The 18,412-nt window shown below is 65.4% G+C and carries 14 protein-coding genes; 7 read left to right on the top strand and 7 right to left on the bottom strand.

The annotated features are described in order from the left end of the window. From PF049_04220 to PF049_04210, 3 genes are all read right to left on the bottom strand, one after another. Window positions 1-423: an NADH:ubiquinone oxidoreductase subunit NDUFA12 gene (locus tag PF049_04220; GenBank protein WBY17369.1), complete on the bottom strand. Its 423-nt coding sequence runs from the start codon at window positions 421-423 to the stop codon at window positions 1-3. A gap of 68 nt (window positions 424-491) precedes the next feature. Next, on the bottom strand, window positions 492-1,007 hold the full coding sequence (locus PF049_04215; protein WBY17368.1) for a DUF192 domain-containing protein: 516 nt from the start codon (window positions 1,005-1,007) through the stop codon (window positions 492-494). Next, the gene (locus PF049_04210) at window positions 1,004-1,597 is read right to left on the bottom strand and encodes a RecX family transcriptional regulator (GenBank protein ID WBY17367.1); all 594 of its coding nucleotides are present in this window, start codon (window positions 1,595-1,597) and stop codon (window positions 1,004-1,006) included. Before PF049_04210 ends, PF049_04215 begins: the two co-directional genes overlap by 4 nt. A gap of 145 nt (window positions 1,598-1,742) precedes the next feature. On the opposite strand from PF049_04210, the gene PF049_04205 reads away from it, so the two are divergent. The 6 genes from PF049_04205 to PF049_04180 all read left to right on the top strand — a co-directional run bounded on the left by PF049_04205 (window position 1,743) and on the right by PF049_04180 (window position 9,172). Then, on the top strand, window positions 1,743-3,488 hold the full coding sequence (locus PF049_04205) for a fatty acyl-AMP ligase (protein ID WBY17366.1): 1,746 nt from the start codon (window positions 1,743-1,745) through the stop codon (window positions 3,486-3,488). Window positions 3,489-3,569: 81 nt separating this feature from the next. Next, window positions 3,570-4,778 carry a toxic anion resistance protein gene (locus PF049_04200; GenBank protein ID WBY17365.1) on the top strand — a complete coding sequence of 403 codons (1,209 nt, stop codon included), beginning with the start codon at window positions 3,570-3,572 and terminating at the stop codon, window positions 4,776-4,778. Between the two features lie 10 nt (window positions 4,779-4,788). Beyond that, window positions 4,789-5,559 carry a hypothetical protein gene (locus PF049_04195; GenBank protein ID WBY17364.1) on the top strand — a complete coding sequence of 257 codons (771 nt, stop codon included), beginning with the start codon at window positions 4,789-4,791 and terminating at the stop codon, window positions 5,557-5,559. A 4-nt stretch (window positions 5,560-5,563) separates the two neighbouring features. Next, window positions 5,564-5,866, top strand: a complete 303-nt coding sequence (locus tag PF049_04190) for a polyhydroxyalkanoic acid system family protein (GenBank protein ID WBY17363.1) — start codon at window positions 5,564-5,566, stop codon at window positions 5,864-5,866. Window positions 5,867-5,990: 124 nt separating this feature from the next. Then, window positions 5,991-6,617 carry a biliverdin-producing heme oxygenase gene (locus tag PF049_04185; GenBank protein ID WBY17362.1) on the top strand — a complete coding sequence of 209 codons (627 nt, stop codon included), beginning with the start codon at window positions 5,991-5,993 and terminating at the stop codon, window positions 6,615-6,617. Then, the gene (locus PF049_04180) at window positions 6,614-9,172 is read left to right on the top strand and encodes an HWE histidine kinase domain-containing protein (protein WBY17361.1); all 2,559 of its coding nucleotides are present in this window, start codon (window positions 6,614-6,616) and stop codon (window positions 9,170-9,172) included. The genes PF049_04185 and PF049_04180 overlap by 4 nt, the downstream gene beginning before the upstream one ends. Window positions 9,173-9,175: 3 nt before the next feature. On the opposite strand, the gene PF049_04175 is transcribed toward PF049_04180, so the two are convergent. From PF049_04175 to PF049_04165, 3 genes are read right to left on the bottom strand one after another with little or no spacing between them, the layout of a single operon-like run. Continuing rightward, on the bottom strand, window positions 9,176-9,976 hold the full coding sequence (locus tag PF049_04175) for a class I mannose-6-phosphate isomerase (protein ID WBY17360.1): 801 nt from the start codon (window positions 9,974-9,976) through the stop codon (window positions 9,176-9,178). Next, the gene (locus PF049_04170) at window positions 9,973-11,013 is read right to left on the bottom strand and encodes a sugar phosphate nucleotidyltransferase (GenBank protein WBY17359.1); all 1,041 of its coding nucleotides are present in this window, start codon (window positions 11,011-11,013) and stop codon (window positions 9,973-9,975) included. The genes PF049_04175 and PF049_04170 overlap by 4 nt, the downstream gene beginning before the upstream one ends. Before the next feature lie 58 nt (window positions 11,014-11,071). After that, window positions 11,072-11,812, bottom strand: a complete 741-nt coding sequence (locus PF049_04165; GenBank protein WBY17358.1) for a hypothetical protein — start codon at window positions 11,810-11,812, stop codon at window positions 11,072-11,074. Between the two features lie 112 nt (window positions 11,813-11,924). On the opposite strand from PF049_04165, the gene PF049_04160 reads away from it, so the two are divergent. Further along, window positions 11,925-14,720, top strand: coding sequence for an ATP-binding protein (locus PF049_04160; protein ID WBY17357.1), 2,796 nt, complete (start codon window positions 11,925-11,927; stop codon window positions 14,718-14,720). A gap of 79 nt (window positions 14,721-14,799) precedes the next feature. On the opposite strand, the gene PF049_04155 is transcribed toward PF049_04160, so the two are convergent. Continuing rightward, window positions 14,800-18,240 carry a carboxypeptidase regulatory-like domain-containing protein gene (locus PF049_04155; protein WBY17356.1) on the bottom strand — a complete coding sequence of 1,147 codons (3,441 nt, stop codon included), beginning with the start codon at window positions 18,238-18,240 and terminating at the stop codon, window positions 14,800-14,802. Window positions 18,241-18,412 lie beyond the last annotated feature (172 nt).

Raw genomic sequence — 18,412 nt, 5'->3', positions numbered from 1 at the left:
TCAGTCGCCGGGGGTCCACGCTTCGTAATCGCCGACCGCGCGGGCACGCTTGCCCCCGCGTTCCAGAGCGCCTTGCGGGCGATAGGCGCCCGCCGTGCCGGTCGCGTTGGGCGTATAGTCGGTTTCCCAGATCTTTGCCGGCGGCAGGTGGCTTTCGGGCACCCCGTCGAACGATCCGTGCAGCCAGCCATGCCATTCGGGAGGCACGCGGCTGGAATCGTTCGCACCGTCATAGATGACCCAGCGCCTCTCGCGCCCGGAATAGGACCCGCCGGTGGGAAGGTCGGACCGCTTGTTCTTCGCGCGGTAATACTTGTTGCCCTGCGCATCGGTGCCGACATGCTCGCCGCGGCGCGCGGTGAACAGGCTGGTGCCGATGGTGGCACCGTCCCACCAGGTGAAAATCTTGCCAAGGAAGCTCATGGCGCCAGCCGATAGCGTCTAGCCACGTGGCGAGGCAAGCAAATGCTTGTGGTGCGCATCGCCCCCTATCACCATTCGACGCGGTCGCCGGCTTCGATCCCCAGTTCCTCTGCCAGGCCCCCGCGAATTTCCAGCACCGCAGCCGTGGGTCCGATCGCGGAAACCGATTCGAGCGAATAGGGCGTCGTCATCGCCGCGATGTTCAGGATGCGGCGGTCCTGCCCGATGAAGATGATGTCGAGCGGTATGGGCGTGTTCTTCATCCAGAAACTGGCGATGCCAAGGTCGCTGCGCGGGAACAGCATCGCCTCGTCGTCGGCCAGTTCGGTGCGGAACATCAGGCCCTGCGCCTGCGCCTCCGGCGTGGTGGCGACTTCCGAGGTGAAGACATGCGCCTCGCCATCCGCCGTCACCGTCACCGGCACCAGCGGCAGGTTGGAAACGGGATGGCGCATCTGGGTTGCCGCGGCGGGCGTCGCTTCGGCCGCCGGCTGGGGCGAGCAGGCGGCGAGGGCCAGTGCGGGCGCTGCAAGGACCAGCGACAGGCGCAGCCGGGTGCCCCCGGTGGCGCGCGCGGCGATCATTCTTCCCATTCGGTCAATTCGTCCAGCCATGCGTCCAGTTCCTCTTCGCTGCCGGCATCCAGCACGCGGCGCGCTTCGGAAAAACCATGGCCTGCCCGCAGCATGGCGGCAAGGTGCTTCTCGCGGGTCCTGGGATCGGCTTCGTCCAGCGCGAAGGGGCCGATGCGTTTCTTGCGTGCCATCAGGATCGCGGCCTTCGCCCGCGCGGGCGCGCCCGTGTCCATGTCCTCGCGGATGGTTTCCGCCACCCCGGCCTCGCGCAGGGCCTCGCCTACGCGGCGGGGCCCGTATCCGCGGCGCAGCAGGTCGCGCTTGCGCATCCGGGCATAGGCCTCGTCGTCGAGATAGCCGCGCGCGGCGAAGCGTTCGGCGATTTCCGCAGGATCGGCAGGTTCGCCCCCGCTCGCCTCCAGGTCCCAGCCGCGGGCATGGAGCTTGCGGTCGAGATAGCGCACCAGTTTCGCCTTCGTCGTGGCGTAGCGCGAGACATAATGCAGGGCGAGTTCTTCCAGCCGGTCGCCGTCGAGGGGCTTTGGCGGCCTCTTCTCTCGGCGCGTCTTGCGGTCTGTCTGCGGTCGCTGGCCGGGCACGGCTGACCCCCTTTCGCCTTATTCGTGCCACACTCGGCATCAAATGGGAAAGTGTGACGGTGCGATTACAACAAAAGAAATGTATGCACCCCGCAGGGGATGCGCTGCGATGGCGCGCTATATACGGGTTTCGCCTTTTCCTGACATGACTGACACCACGCCGACCGCCGATCTCGTTCCGACGCCGAACGACTGCCCGCTGCCACGCAAGCTGGCCGATTTCGCGACCTTCAACGACGCCGTCGATTACGCGGCGCGGAGCGAGAAGGGGCTGAATTTCCACGATATGCGGGGCACGCTGGTGCGCCCCTATCCCTATGCCGAAATGCGCGAGGACGCGCTGGCCATGGCCTATCGCCTGATCGCGAGCGGGGTGGAGAAGGAAGACCGCATCGCCCTGATCGCGGAAACCGGCCCCGATTTCGCCGCCCTGTTCTGCGCCTGCAGCTATGTCGGCGCATGGCCGGTGCCGCTGCCCCTGCCCACCACTTTCGGCGGGCGCGATTCCTATGTCGAGCAATTGTCGAACCAGTTGCAAAGCTCCGATCCGAAAATGCTCATCTATCCGCCGGAAATCGGCGAGATGGCCGCTGCGGCCGCGCAGGCGCAGGGATGCGAAGGCATCGACTGGGCAACGCTGGCAACGCGCGACGGACCGGTGGTGGACCTGCCGCAGGCCAGCCCCGACGACATCTGCTACCTGCAATATTCGAGCGGCTCGACGCGTTTTCCCACCGGGGTCGCGGTCACCCACAAGGCGCTGCTGCACAATCTCTACGGTCACGCCGCATCCATGGCGGTCGGCCCCGGCGACCGCGTGGTCAGCTGGCTGCCGTGGTATCACGACATGGGGCTGGTCGGCTGCTTCCTGTCGCCCATCGCCAACCAGGTCTCGATCGACTATCTCAAGACCGAACATTTCGCGCGCCGCCCGCTCGCCTGGCTGGACCTGATCAGCCGCAATCAGGGCACGACGCTCAGCTATTCGCCGACCTTCGGCTACGACATCTGCGCGCGCCGCATTTCCAGCCAGAGCAATGTGGCCGAACGGTTCGACCTGTCGCGCTGGCGCACGGCGGGCAACGGCGCGGACATGATCCGCCCCGACGTGATGCAGCATTTCATCAACGCCTTTGCTGATGCCGGCTTCCGGGCCAGCGCCTTCACGCCGAGCTACGGGCTGGCCGAGGCGACGCTTGGCGTCACCGTCATGCCGCCGGGCGAAGGTATCCGCGTGGAACTGGTGGAGGAGGAGCGCCTGTCGGGCAGTCCGCGCAATCTCGACCGCCCGGCCCGCTACCGCGCGATCGTCAATTGCGGCAAGCCGATGCCCGACATGAAGGTCGAGATCAGGGACGAACGCGGCAATGTCCGCGGCGATCACCAGATCGGCACGGTCTGGTGCGCCGGGCCCAGCATTATGCACTCCTATTTCCGCAATCCCGAAGCCACCGCCGAAGCGCTGGTCGACGGATGGCTGGACACCGGCGACATGGGCTACATGGCGGACGGCTATCTCTATATCGTGGGCCGCGCCAAGGACATGATCATCATCAACGGCAAGAACCACTGGCCGCAGGATATCGAATGGGCGGTGGAGCAGCTGCCCGGTTTCAACCACGGCGACATCGCGGCCTTCAGCATCGAAGACGAAGGCGGCGAGGAAGCGCCTGCCGTGCTGGTCCACTGCCGCGTTTCGGAAGAGGAAGAGCGCGTTCGCCTGCGCAATACCATCCGCGAGAAGGTGCAGGCGGTCACCGGCATGAACTGCGTCGTGGAACTGGTGCCGCCGCGCACCCTGCCCCGCACCTCGTCCGGCAAGCTGAGCCGCGCGAAGGCCAAGCGCCTCTACCTCTCGGGCGAGATCGAACCTTACGAGCTGGCTGCTTGAAAAGCGTGTCTTAGCCCCTTAATACAGTTGTATGCACGGCCCATCCCCGGGCGGTGACGAGGAGGCTGGACAGACGCGCATATGGCGACGAACGAGACGACAACCCAGACGAAGCCCGCATTCGACCTGACACCGCCCGACCCCGTGCCCGACATCGCGCCGGAAAAGGCCGCCGGCCTGGTTCCCGTGTCGGAAGAGGTGAAGGACAAGCTGGCGCAGAAGGTCGAAGGCTTCGTCGCGGACCTCGTCTCGGCCGATGCCAATTCCCCCGAATTCGGGGAGAAGGTCGACCAGCTGACCAATATGGGCCGCAAGGAAATCATGGCGGCGGCCTCGCATTCCAACCGCTTTCTCGACCGCCCCGTGCGCGCGATGGACAAGGATAACGGCGTTGGCGCCGACCTTGCCGAACTGCGCAGCGTGGTGGAACAGCTCGATCCCGGCAAGAAGGGTAAGCTGAGCAAGGGGCGCAAGCTGCTGGGCATCATCCCCTTCGGCAACAAGCTCAACGGCTATTTCCGCAGCTACCAGAGCGCGCAGACGCATATCCAGTCCATCCTGGAAAACCTCGCCAGCGGCAAGGACGAGCTGCTGATGGACAATGCCGCCATCGATGTTGAGCGCAAGAAGCTGTGGGAGGCGATGGGCAACCTCGAACAGATGATCCACATCTCCAGGACGCTGGATACCCGGCTGGAGGAAAAGGCGAGCGAACTCGACGCGGTCGACCCGGCCAAGGCCAAGGCCGTGCGCGAGACCGCGCTGTTCTACGTCCGCCAGCGCACGCAGGATCTCCTGACCCAGATGGCGGTCAGCGTTCAGGGCTATCTGGCGCTGGACCTGGTGAAGAAGAACAATGTCGAGCTGGTGAAGGGCGTCGACCGCGCCAGCACCACCACTGTCGGCGCGCTGCGCACGGCCGTGACGGTGGCCGAGGCGATGACCAACCAGAAGCTGGTCCTGGGCCAGATCACCGCGCTCAACGATACGACGGCGGGCATTATCGACAGCACGTCCACCCTGCTGCGCGACCAGACCGGCAAGATCCACGAACAGGCCGCCAGCAGCACCATTCCGCTGGAGACGCTGCAGCGCGCCTTCCAGAACATCTACGACACGATGGACGAGGTCGATTCGTTCAAGCTGCGCGCGCTCGACAGCATGAAGCAGACGGTCGACACCCTGTCGGACGAGGTCGAGCGGTCGAAAGGCTACATCGCCCGGGCCGAAGGGCAGGCGCAGGCATCGCGGCAGGTGGCCACCAGCGACCTGCTGAGCATCGAAGGCTGAGCGCGGGAGGATGAACGACCTCACCCGCAATTCCGACCGGCTGATCCAGGAAGCCAGCATCGTGCGCGACGACAATCGTTCGGGCGGCCGGCACAGGCGTGAATCCATTGGCCAGGGATCGCGCCGGATAAAGCGCGCGAACTGGGTGAAGCGCATCCGCAACGTGCTGATTGCGGTCTTCGCCATCTGGGTCGCGGGCGGCATAGCGGGCGCGATCCTGAACGGTATCGGCTTTATCGGCGTGATGAGCGTGCTGCTCGCCACCGTCATCGCCATCGCCGTCTTCTCCAGCTTCCCCAAGGTAAAGGTCCCGGGCCGGGCTGACATCAGCGCATCTGCGGCCAAGGGCGATGCGCGCCAGCTGGTCGGCAGGACCGAGCTGTGGCTGGAAAGCCAGCGCCCCGCCCTGCCCCCTCCGGCCGCGAAGATCGTGGCCGATATGGGCGTGCAGCTCGACGCGCTGGGCATGCAGCTGGAACGGGTTCCGGCCGACCATCCCGCCACGCGCGAGGTGCGGCAATTGGTGGGAGAGACGCTGCCCGACATGATCGACAGCTATCGCGGCATTCCCGACCACCTGCGGCGCGAAGAAAGGGCCGGGGCCACGCCGGACCGCCAGCTGACCGAAGGGCTGGGCAAGATCAGCAAGGAAATCGACCACGTGACACGGCAACTGGCCGAAGGCTCGCTGGACGACCTTGCCGTGAAACACCGCTATCTCGACTACAAATACGGCGATCCTGCCGATCCCGTCGCTGCGGACCCGGCAAAGGAAGGCTGAGACCATGCGCGTTCCGATCCCCCATTCCCTGCCCAAGGAAGAAGTCCGCCGCCGCCTGCGCGAACGCAGTCATGAACTGGCCGACCATATCCCGGGCGGCATGGCCGAGGTCGAGACAGGCTGGCCCAGCGAGGACCGGATGACCCTGTCGGTCGGCGCGATGGGGCAGACCGTGGCCGGTTTCGTGGAAATCGAGGATGCCCGCGTGGTGGTGGACCTGACGCTGCCGGCTGCCCTGTCTTTCTTCGAACCGATCGTGAAGGGCGCTCTGCAGCAGAAGGGCCAGAAGCTTCTCGGCCCCGTCTAACATTTGTTAGGCATCACAAAACCTTAGTTTCGTGTGCCGGGTATGGTTGGCGGCACCTCGGGGCTTGCGGCAGGACCGACCTTTCGCCATTGGAGTCCCTGGAGGCCCGGCCAAGGGTCGAAGGGTGCGTGACCATGTCGCGTATTGGTGGAGATTCGACGTAAGCATAGACAGACGAGTTCCGACGCTTCGTTCGCGCCTGAAAGCCGCGACGCGGGCGGAGCATGACCTGCTCGATGCCATGCTGGGCGCTCTCGACCTGGCCGATCCCGCTCAGTACCGCACGTTTCTCCAGGTCCAGTACGGAGCGCGCCGCCCGGTCGAAGGCTGGCTGGCGACAAGCCAAATGTCGATTCCGGCACCGCCTGCCATGTCCCCGCTCATCGCGGCCGACCTTGGCGAACTGATGCAAGCGCCTGCCGATACACAAGATGACGCCGGGCTTGCGTTCCATCCTCCTGCCGGTGCCGACCCGCTGGGCGCGGCATGGGTCCTGGCCGGATCGTCGCTCGGCAACCGGGCCATGCTCGCCGACCTCGGCAAGCGCGAGGCTCTGCCAGCTGCAGTCCGGTTCCTGTCCTCGCCCGACATGATCGCCTATTTTGCCGAATTGCGACGCGCCATCGAAGTGCCTTGCCCGGATCCTGCGGACGCGACTGCCGCGATAGCAGGCGCGGTGGCGTGTTTCGGGCACTTCCGCGCCGTGTGCGAGACGATGCTGCCTGCGCGCATCCGTGAGATGGCGGCATGATCCAGCGCTATCCAAAGGTCGACCTGACCAATTGCGACCGCGAGCCCATTCACCTCATCGGCTGCATCCAGCCCTTCGGCGCCCTGCTGGCCTTTGCCGATGACTGGACCGTCAGCAATGCGAGCGCGAATGCCGGTGAAATGCTGGGCAAGGATGGCCCGGTCGCTCTCGGCACACCGCTTCGACAGGTCATGACAGAAGAGGTCTTCGCCCGGCTGCGCACAATGTCCGCCTCGATTTCGGGCGATATCGTGGAGCGGATTTTCGGTGTCGACCTGACGGGCAATGGAAAGCTGTTCGATGTCGCGGTGCATGACAGCGCATCCACCATCGTCGTCGAGTTCGAACCGCATTCCGATAACGACGTTTCCGGCCCGTCATCCCTGCGCCCGCTGCTTTCCCGCTTCGAGAAGAAGGCGAAATTGCAGGACCTGCTGGAGGAAGGCACGCGCCAGGTGCGCGACATCCTCGGCTATGACCGCGTCATGCTCTACCGCTTCCATCCCGACGGCAGCGGCGAAGTGGTCGCGGAGGAGCGGCATTCCCAGGTCGATTCGTTCCTCGGGCTGCGATACCCCACCTCCGACATTCCGCAGCAGGCCCGCGCCCTGATGGTGCGCAACCGGTTCCGCGTCATCGCCGACATGGAAGCGGAAGAGGTTCCCGTCCTGCCCGAACGGTCGGTCGACGGAGCCGTGCTGGACCTGTCGATGAGCGTGCTGCGCGCGCATTCGAAAATGCATGTCGAATACATGCGCAACATGAACGTCCGCGCTTCGCTCACGATCTCACTGGTGATCGACGGGCAACTGTGGGGCATGTTCTCGTGCCACCACATGACGCCGCGCCTGCCGGGTTTCGACCAGCGTACGATGGCGGAACTATTTTCCGAACTGTTCTCGCTATCGGTCGAGCGGCTGCTCAATGCCGAGGCGCGCGGGGTCCAGACGCTGGGTGACGATTTGCGCCAGCGCCTGCTGCGCAGCGTCGCCGATGGCGGCAATCTGAGCGAACAGCTGTTCGCCCTGCGGCAGCCGATCAACAAGGCCATCCCGCATGACGGCATAGCCTATTTCGTGGACGGCGAATACCGGCTGGAAGGCTATGGCCCGAACGAGGAAGAGTTTCGCGCAATCCTGCCCGCGCTCAATGCCAGCAATGGCGGCCGCGTGGTGGTGAGCGAGAACCTGTCCGGCACGTTGCCCGAAGCGGCCGGATTCGCCCGCAAGGCCGCCGGCGCATTGATGCTGCCCATTTCGCGCACGCCGCGCGATTACTTCATCCTCTGGCGGCGCCCCCTGCCGCAGGTCGTGACCTGGGCGGGCAATCCCGAAAAGGTCCTGATCGAGGAAGAGAAGGGCCTTCGCATCAGCCCGCGCAAGAGCTTTGCCGCGTGGCAGGAAACGGTTGCCAATCGCAGTGCGGATTTCTCCGATTCGGAAATCCGGCTGGCGGAATCGCTGCGCGTCGCCCTGCTCGAAGTCGTGCTCAAAATGACCGACGAGGTCGCGGTCGAACGCAAGAAGGCGCAGGAAAAGCACGAATTGCTGATTGCGGAGCTGAACCACCGCGTCCGCAACATCCTGAACCTCATTCGCGGACTCGTGAACCAGTCGAGCCGCGAGACGCGCGACGGCAAGGAACTGGCCGAACTGATCGGCGGGCGGATCGGCGCGCTGGCATCGGCCCATGACAACATCACCCGCGAAAACTGGTCCCCGGCATCGCTGACCGGCCTGATCGAGAACGAGGCGGAAGCCTATCTCGGTGCGAAGCGGTCGCGTTTCTCCGTCGTCGGGGAGGACATGTATGTCACGCCCGAGGCCTACACCGTCATTGCGCTGGTCATCCACGAGATGACGACCAATTCGGCGAAATATGGCAGCCTGTCGGACGGGACCGGAACGCTGACCGTCACCCTGACGCGCAATGCAGCCGCCGGCCTCGAAATCGAATGGCGCGAGGCGGGCGGACCGGAAGTCAGGGAACCCAAGAGACAGGGGTTCGGCAGCACGATCATCCACCGCTCCATCCCGCACGAGCTGAATGGCGAAGCGGACATCACCTACGACCCCGCAGGCGTGGTCGCGCGGTTCGTCATCCCTGCGACCCACCTGCGCGAAGTGCCGGATGATGCACCGGACCGCACGGGCGCTGCACCTACGGTCGAGCCGGGCAGCGTCGTCCAGGAGGCTTCACAGGATACTCCGGGCGACGTGCTGCTGGTGGAAGACAGCCTGATCATCGCGCTCGACGTGGAAGGCCTGCTGGGCGACCTCGGCGTCGCCAAGGTCCGCGTTGCGTCGTCCGTCGACCAGGCCCTGGCAATGCTGGACGAGAAAAAGCCCGACTGGGCCATTCTCGACTTCAACCTGGGCGAAACGACCAGCGAACCCGTGGCCGAAAAGCTGGCGGCATCGGGCGTGCCTTTCGTCCTCGCCACCGGTTATGGCGAGATGGCCGACCGATACGGGGAAACCGGCGCCAGCGGCGTGCTGCAGAAGCCTTACGGCAAGGACGAACTGGAGAAGGCTCTCGCCGATTATCGACCTTGAGCGTCAGTCCAGGGGCGCCGCAACCAGGGCGACGCCGTCATCCGGCCAGGCCACCCTGTCCATTCCCGGCGTCCACGCGCACGCCCCGGCGAGAACCGGCTCTTCACCGACCGCGTATTCCCCCGAAAGCGGGATGATAAGGGCGCGCGCGGCCAGGCGCTCGCATTGCTCGGTACCGGGCGCACCGCAAATCCGCTCGAGCCGGAAATGCGGGCCTTCTACCAGCACGGCATCGCCCGTTTCCGGCAATTTGCGAGACAGCCCCGCATCGTAGGGTGCGCGGATGGCGACTTCCAGCGCGGCATCGAGATGCAGCTCGCGCGGGCGGCCGTAATCGTACAGGCGGTAGGTTATGTCGCTGTTCTGCTGCACTTCGATCAGCGACAGTCCCGGCCCGATGGCGTGGATCGTTCCTGCCGGCAGGTAGAAGAAATCGCCCGCCGCAACCTCGTGCCATGCCAGCAGGCTCTCGATCGATCCGTCGAGCGCGGCGGCTCGCAAATGGCCTTCCGAAACCTCCTGCTGCAGCCCGATGGCCAGTTTCGCGCCCAGCTGTGCATCCAGTACGTACCAGCACTCTTCCTTCCCCCGCTCGCCCGGCGGTGCGTTGCCGTCCCCGGGGTGGCACTGGACCGAGAGTTTCTCGTTGGTGAAGAGATACTTGACCAGCAACTGCTCCAGTTCGGGCGGAGGCTCGAACCAGATTTCGCCGATCGGGTTGCCGGAGGGGTTGGAAAAGGGGTCCGGCAATTCGCGCCGTCCCCACACCTTCTCGACCGTGCGCGTTTTCAGGCGGGCACTCATTTTCCCTTCGCTCCGGCCAGCTGGCCGACAGCCTGTGCCCCGTCGGCGCTGGTCACCAGCACCTCGTCGCCGTCGACGACCACAATCACTCCGTCCAGTCCGACGACCGAGATGCGGGGCCCGTCGCTGAAGGCCATCACGTTGGAGCAAAAGGCAAGTTCGTGCCGCGGGTCTGCAACATTGCCCTGCGCATCCGCACCGCCTGCCGCCCGCGCTTCGTGCAGGGCCTGCCAGTTTCCGATATCCGACCATCCCATCGACACCGGCACCATGGCGGCCCTGTCCGTGTTTTCCATCACGGCATAATCGACCGATTCTCCGGCGATCCCCTCGAACGGTCCGGCATCCGGGCGGAACGTCGCGCCGTCCGATGCGCCAGCGGCAACCGCCTGCCGCACCGCCACGGCCATGTCGGGCCGATGGCGCGACAATTCCTCCATGAAGCGCCCGGCCGTGAACGCGAAAATTCCGCCATTCCAGCTAAAGCGGCCATCGGCGAGGAACTGCTCGGCCCGCGCACGGTCCGGCTTCTCCACGAAGCGGTCCAGCACGAAGCCGCCCTCCATGGGCTCGCCCCGCTGGAGGTATCCGTAGCCCGTTTCGGGGCGGTCCGGCGCGATACCGAAGGCCACGAGGCATCCGGACTTCGCGAGATGCGCCGCAGCCTGCGCTCCGGTAACGAAGGCAGGCACGTCGCCGATGTGATGGTCGCTCGGGCAGACGAGCATCACCGCATCAACGGGGAGCCGGGCTGCGGCCAGGGCAATGGCAGGCGCGGTGTTTCGGCCGCACGGTTCGACGATCAGGGACAGGGCATCGCCGCCCTGTTCGCGGATATGGCCGACATGCGCTTCCCCGGCGACCACGGTCGGCCCTGCGAAGATGCCTCCACCGGACACCCGGTCCAGCGCCTGCTGGAACAGCGTTCGCTCGCCAAGCAGCGGCAGGAACGGCTTGGCACGCGCCGGCCGGCTCATCGGCCACAGGCGCGTTCCGCCGCCTCCGCACAGGATCACGGGATGGATCAGTTCGCTCATGATGCGATGCCTACCAGCCGTTTCCTGATATTCCGTCACCGGCTGCAAAACGCCGGCATCAATTGAAGAACCTCTGCTGGTAACCGAAGACAGAGGCCATCGGCTCGCCGTTCTGGTCTCGCGCCGGTTCGAAGCGGATATATTGCGGGGCCAGCCGGCACAGGGCCGCATCCGTTTCCGGGAAGCCGCTCGATTCCCGGATGCGGCACCCGGTCACCTGGCCTTCGGCCGATACGTTGAGGATGGCGACGGCCCGCCTGCCCACCCGCGCTTCCCGGCCGCCGGGGGGAATGGGAAACAGCGAGGAATCGGAAATGCTTTCCACCAGGCGGGGCGGAGCCACCTGGACCGGGGGGCCGCCCTGCCCTTCGCCGCCTCGGCCGCTGCCCGTGCCATCGCCTGAGCCTCCTGCACCCGTGCCCGAACCGCTGTCTGCCGCCCCGCTGTTTACCGCGCTGCCGGTGGAGGTGGCGCGCGGTGCAGGCGGATCCTCGCGCACGCGGATACGCGGAGTGGGTGTGGCGGTGTCGCGCGGCACAGCCTCGCGCCCCGGATCGCCCTGCGCGCCTTCATCCGGTTCGGGCCGGGGTTCCGGCGGCGGGGGAGGCTCTTCCTCGGGCGGCGCGGTGATTGTCACGGTGAAGGCCTCGGTCACCGACTGCTCCACCCCGGCCGTGAAATCGGGCGCCAGCGCACGTATGAGGCCATAGAAAATGGCGACATGCAGAAGGGCGATGGCGATCAGCACGGGGACGCGCGGCCGCCGTTTCCTGCTGATGAAATTCTCGCCCTCGGCCATTGTCGCAAATCCCCTCGTCGATGGGCGCCAATCTGTCTTGGGACCCTAAACCGATGGCCGTGCCGCCCGCAAACCCTCTTCGCTCTCTACAATTACCGCGAAGGGGCGAAATATGCAGGAAAACCGGGTGCAAGACAGGGGCTGGACCAAAAAAAGAGCGGACCGACCGTCCAATATACGCGCAGCGCTGACCGCGCTGGCATGGGGCGTCCTATTCGGCTGCCTCGCCTATGCCAGTATCGAGACATCGCGCGGCAGCGGGCGGATCGCGGCGGTCTGGGTGCCCAACGCTTTCGCCATCGCATACCTCCTGCGCCGGAAAAGGTCGCTGGAGCCGATGCTCTATGCCTGCCTGTTTGCCGGGAGCATCGCGGCCAACCTGGCAGTGGGCGACACGCTGGCAAAGGCGCTGGCGCTGTCGAGTGCCAATTCGATCGAGATATTCCTGGCGGTGACGCTGGTGCGCCGCCTTTGCGGGCCGACTGCGGATATGCGCGACATCCGCGCACTGATCATGGTCGCCCTGTTGGCGGGAACGCTGGCACCGCTCGCCAGCGCACTGGTCGCGACTGCGGCACTTTTTGCAGACGGCGCCGCGCCTGTGGCCGGGTTCCTGAAATGGTGGCTGACCGATGCGCTGGGCATCGTGATCCTGACCCCCTGCCTGCTGGTCATCGCCGACAGCCTGTCCCGCCCGCGCTGGCCCGATGTTCAGGAGCGGCGCGACTGGCTGCTGCTGACGACGCTGGGCACGGGCGCGACGGTCGCGGTATTTGCGCAGAATGGCTATCCGCTGCTGTTCCTGGTGCTGCCCGTTATCGTGCTCTACGCCTTCAGGCTGGGCAATCTGGGCACCGCGTTCTCGACCATCAAGGTCTCGGTCATCGCCACGGTATTCACCTGGAACGGGCAGGGCCCCATCACGCTGATCGATGGCGGGCTGACCGAGCAGCTGATCGTCCTGCAGGCCTTCATCGCGTCCGCTTTCCTGATCGGCCTGCCGGTGGCCGCCGTGCTGCACGGACGCCGCCAGATGACCGAAGCCCTGGCCGCCCGGCGCGAGGAACTGGACCTGCTGACCAGCAATATCAGCGATGCCATCCTGCGCTTCGATGCGGACGGCATCTGCACCTATGTGTCCCCGTCGGTGGCCGATGTCCTGGGTGCGGGACCGGAGGAGTTCCTCGGCCAAAAGACCACCGACCGGATGCATGACGAGGCGCGCGAGACGATCCTTGCGGCCCACGAGCGGCTGATGTCCGGCCAGTCGGCCAAGGAACGCTTTACCTATCGCCGGCTGCTCGACGACGAGAATGGCAGCCCTGTCTTCATCGAGGCGGATTGCGTGGTCGCGAAGAACCCTGTGACCGGCAGCCACGAGGGCATCCTGTTTTCCGCCCGCGACGTGACCGACCGGGTCATCCTGGAGCGGCAACTGGTTCGCGCGCGCCGCCACGCGGAAAACGCCGCCCGCGCGAAATCGGAATTCCTCGCCAATATGAGCCATGAGATCCGCACTCCCATGAACGGCGTGCTGGGCTTTGCCGAATTGCTGCGCAAGGCGGACCTGCAGGAGGAAGAACGCCGCTATGCGAACCTGATCTACGAGTCCGGGCGGTCGATGATGCTGCTGCTGAACGACATACTCGACATTTCCAAGATCGAGGCCGGCCAGATTGTCATCACGCCGGAGAATGTCGACGTGTCGCACCTGCTGCAGGGCTGTGTCCGGCTGCACGCGGCCCATGCGCAGCAAAAGGATATCGCGCTGTCCGCCTCGGTCGAACCGGGCCTGCCGCCGGAAATCCTGATCGACCAGTTGCGCCTGCGGCAGATCATCCTGAACCTGATCGGCAATGCGGTGAAATTCACGGAAACGGGGCGCATTTCCGTGACCGCGAGGGCGGCGAAAAGCGAACTGGTCGTCGCGGTCAAGGATACCGGCATCGGTATCTCGCGCGAGCGGCTGGACGATATCTTCAACCCGTTCCAGCAGGCGGATGGCAAGACCTCCCGCAAATATGGCGGAACCGGCCTTGGCCTTTCTATTTCGCGCCAACTGGCAGAGTTGCTCGGCGGCACGCTCAGCTGTTCGAGCACGCCAGGCGCAGGCTCCTGCTTCACCTTGCGCGTACCGCTGGTCTGCGCGCGCGAACGCAGCATCGCCCGGCCCGAGGACGCTGCCCCCTCGCCCGAGCCGATCCTGCGCCGGGATGCGCGCATCCTCTTGGCAGAGGATCACGACGTCAATCGCCTGCTCGTGGGCGCCATGCTGGAGCGATGCGGCCTCACCCCGGACATTGCCGTGGACGGCGCGCAGGCGGTCGAGAAGGTGCTGGCGGCCCGGGCCGGGGGCGCGCCTTATGACCTGGTGCTGATGGACGTCCAGATGCCGGGCATGGACGGATACGCCGCAACCCGGCGGATCAGGGCGGACGGGATCGACGGGGCCGCGCTTCCCATCATCGCGCTGACGGCGAATGCCTTTCCCGAGGATATCGCCGCCTCGCAGCAGGCCGGGATGCAGTCGCATCTCGCGAAACCGCTGGTTTTCGGCGAATTGCTGAAAGCCCTGCACCGGTGGCTGCCTGCATCGGCCGACGAGGCAGGGGCCACGCTTTCCTTCGCGCCCCGCCCCTCCCCCGTGGCCGAAAGCGCGCGGGAGAGATGGCTGGAGAGGCGGCGCGAGGCGGTCGAGGCGGTACGCGCGCTGGTGGCGCAGGACCGCATGGACGACCGCGCACGGGAAGACCTGGCGCGCATCGTGCACAAGCTGGCCGGAACGGCAGGGATGTTCGGCGAGGACGAACTGGGGCAGCACGCGGGCGCGCTGGAGCGGGCCCTGAAATCGGGCGAGCCCGTCGCCGCCAGTCGCCAGATCGCCCGGCAATTGCTGCAGGCGGCATGAGGAAACGCAAACGGCGGCCCTTCCATGGTGGAAGGGCCGCCGCCTGTGCGATCCCGCGGGATCGCAATGTCAGGTTCGATCAGAACTCGTAGCGAACGCCGACCTGGATGCGCCAGATCGAGCTGGTCGTGCCGACGAATTCGGTATCGTCCGGGTTGAAGCCCGAGATGATGTACCGGCCCTGGTCGTCCACGCCGCCATCGACGAGGTCCACGAAGTCACCGCGCGAAGCGATGATGTTCGCCCCGTCGTCGATGAAGTTCAGGAAGTTGTCGAAGTCCGCGAACAGCTCGAGCCGGTCGTTGGCGATCCCGGTGAAGGAACCGATGAACGGAACTTCCTGGCTCAGGCGCAGGTCGAGGTCGTAGTTCCAGTCGTTGCGGCAGGAATTACGGGCGATCGACTGACCGGCGGTGAAGCTGCACTGCTCACCAACTTCGCTGGTGTTCAGGTAGTTGAGCAGATCGGCCACGGCACCGGCATCCGACAGGGGCGACACGTTCGGGTCGTTCACACCGGTCGGGATGTAGAGAACCGCGTTGTCGCTGCCCGACGAGCTGTCGTTGAACACGCCGCCACCGTCGAAGGTCAGGCTGTAGGGCCTGCCTTCATACGCACGGAAGAAGATGCCCAGCGAGGTGTCATAGCCGTCGATGAACTGCTCGCGCAGGTTGAGGGCGGCGGAGAAATTGTGCCGCGTCTCGTAGTTCGACGTCGAGATCGCCGGGTTCTGGCGGTCGAAGGCTGCCGTCACGTCGTAGGACGAGGTTGCAGTCGACGAACCGACATTCCGGTTGTTGTTGGAGTCGGTGAAGGCGTAGCCGAGACGGAAGTTCACATTGCCGCCATCGGTGATGATGCCGCCATTGAAGTTCTTCGCAAGGCTGATCGAGGCGACGTGGCTGTCATAGGACGGGCCGTTTGTCAGCTGGATCTCGTCGTCCCGGCCGGTCGCGAAACAGGCAGGCGTGACGTTGTTGTACACCGGCGGGGTGCCGCCCGAACCGACCAGGGTCGCACCGCAGCCAGCGGCCGTCGGGTCGATTGCAGCGTAGATCGGACGACCGTCGACGGTGAAACCGCCATTGGTGCGAATGTCCGGGGTCTGCGCCAGGTCGACGAAGTTCAGCGTGTCGTGGAACCGCGAGTAGATGTAGTCGAGGTTCAGGCGCCAGCCGCTGAAGAAGCCGGTCGGCGTGCCGAAATCGGTCGTGAAGCTTGCGTTGAAGCGCGACACGGTGGGCACGTCGAAGTCCGGATCGGTCGACTGGGTGTCCGACAGGCCGGCAGCCGCTTCGGCAGACGCCGCGATACGGGCGCATTCCGGGAAGCCGGTGAACTGGCCGTTCTCGACAACGGTGATCGAACCATCGGTATTGGTGATCGCGTCGCACGGACCGAACGTGTCTTCCTGGCCGGTCGAGAAACCGTTGTTGGAGAACGCGTTGGAGAAGTACACGATCGGGTCGCCGCCGGAGAACTTGCCGTAACCCGCGGTGAAGCGGCTGTTCGAGAAGAAACCGTCATTGTCGAATTCGTAGGTCGCCGACAGGCGCGGCAGCAGCACGGTGTCGAGCTTGCTGAACGCGTTGGCGTTGGTGAAGCCGTAACGGGCAGCGAACTGCGGGTTGGGACGCGGGGCGTCGCCGTCATACAGCTGGGCACGAAGGCCGGCCGTGATCGAAAGGTGGCTGGTCGCCTGCCATTCGTCCTGGGCGTAGAACGACCAGATGGTGCGGCCGAAAGATGCCGCCGCTTCGTTGATGTCGCCGCTCGGCGTGGCCGAGATGTCGCCGCCGCCAAGAGCGCCGCCGGCAACCGCATCGGCGCCGCCGCCGAACACGCTGGAGAAGGCACCCGGAGCAACGCGGCCAGCCGCGAAATCGTCCAGGCTGCTGAAGAACAGCGTACCGGTCGCGTTGATGGCAAACAGGTTGAAGACTTCCAGGTCGTTCACCTCTGCGCCGATCTTGAACAGGTGATCGCCGCCGTCGATATTCATCTGGACCTTGGCCTGGTCGACCTTCGTGTTGAGCGCGTTGGCCGAACGGAAGATGCCGGGACCGGTGCTGAGCAGGCCGTTCTGGCCCCCCGGGATCAGGCCGCTGGTTTCGTTGGGAACGAGAACCGACAGGCGCACGGTCGGGTTGTCCGACTGCGCTTCACCGAACCCCACCGGGCCCTGGACGTCTGCTACTTCCGAACGGCTGACGCGGATCTCGGTCGAGATCGTGTCGGACCAGTCGGAGTAGAGACGTGCGGAGTAGTAGTCGGAGACCGTGCCTTCGTCCTCGAACGAGTTGAGGCCCGTCAGCTCCTGGTCGCCGGTATCGGATTCGACATTGGTTTCTTCCAGGCGCTGATACGTGCCTTCGAGGCGGTGGTCGTCGGTGATGTAGGCATCGACGCGGCCGAAATAGCGCACGCTCGATTCCGGCAGGGTAACCGGGTAGCCGCCGACATCCTGGCCGTACACGTCACGCGCGATCTGCGCGAAACGGTCGAACTGGGCCTGCGTCACGAAGGCCGCTTCGTTGGCGAAGCCGCCGCCGAAGGGACCGAATTCGTTGGCGTTGCCAAGATCGGTTTCCTCGTAACCGGCGTAGAAGAACAGGCGGTCCTTGACGATCGGGCCGCCAAGCGTGGCGCCCCAGCGCTTTTCCTCGAACGGCGAAGCGATGTTGTCGACGCCTTCCAGCGAGTCGCCGCGCAGGTCGTCATTGCGGAAGGTGAAGAAGGCCGAGCCGTGGAATTCGTTCTGGCCGGACTTGGTCACGACGTTGACGAGACAGCCGGTGAAGTCGGAATATTCGACGTCGAACGGTGCGAACTCGACCGAGGTTTCGCGGATCACGTCGAACGGCAGCGGCAGGGCGTTACGCGCTGCGAACGGCGTGCCGTTGAGGCCGAAGACGTCGGCCTGGACGATGCCGTCGACGGTGAAGGTGTTCGAACGGTCGTTGCCGCCGAGGCACGAGATACGGTCGACTTCGTTGGCGCGGTCGAGGCTGACGCGCGGGTCGAGACGGATGATGTCGCGAACGTCGCGGGTCAGCGACGGGAATGCTTCCAGCGTGGCTTCGCCGAAGGCCGTGCCCGGTCCGACGGCAAGCTGCTGCACGCCGGCGCGCTGCGCGGTGACGACGATGACATCGGCATTGTTTGCGGCAGATGCAGCGGTCAGTTCGAAATCGTAGGACGTGTTGCCCGAAATCGTGATGAACTGGTCTTCGACCGACTGGCCTTCGAAGCCGGCCGCCGTGACGGTCACGGTGTAGGGGCCGCCCGGGACGAGCGAACCGGCGCGGAACGAACCGTCGGTGTCGGTGCGCAGCGTGCTGACCTGGCCGGTACGCGTATCAGTGACGACCACGGTCGCACCCGAAAGCGGAACGCCGTCGGCGCCGGAAACGGTACCTTCGATGCCGGAGGTAATCTGCTGCGCCGCAAGCGGGGCAGGCATGGCGACAGCGGTGCCGATCGTGGCGACGCTGGCAGCGAGGAGATATTTGATCTTCATGGGGACGTTCCTTCTCGGAATGTTCGCTTGGTGGTCAAAATGTGTGGGTCGAAGAATTTCGATTGCGGGCGGCGCACGATCCCTTGCACGCGGCTCGCCGCCCCCTAGCGCGCCTGATTGTTGCGGCAATATTACAGTGCGACAGCGCAGTCACAGCTTATCGCGAGCATGG

The organism is Erythrobacteraceae bacterium WH01K (genome assembly GCA_027941995.1).
Classification (GTDB): Bacteria; Pseudomonadota; Alphaproteobacteria; order Sphingomonadales; family Sphingomonadaceae; genus CAJXSN01.
This window is presented reverse-complemented; position numbering and strand designations above follow the sequence as displayed.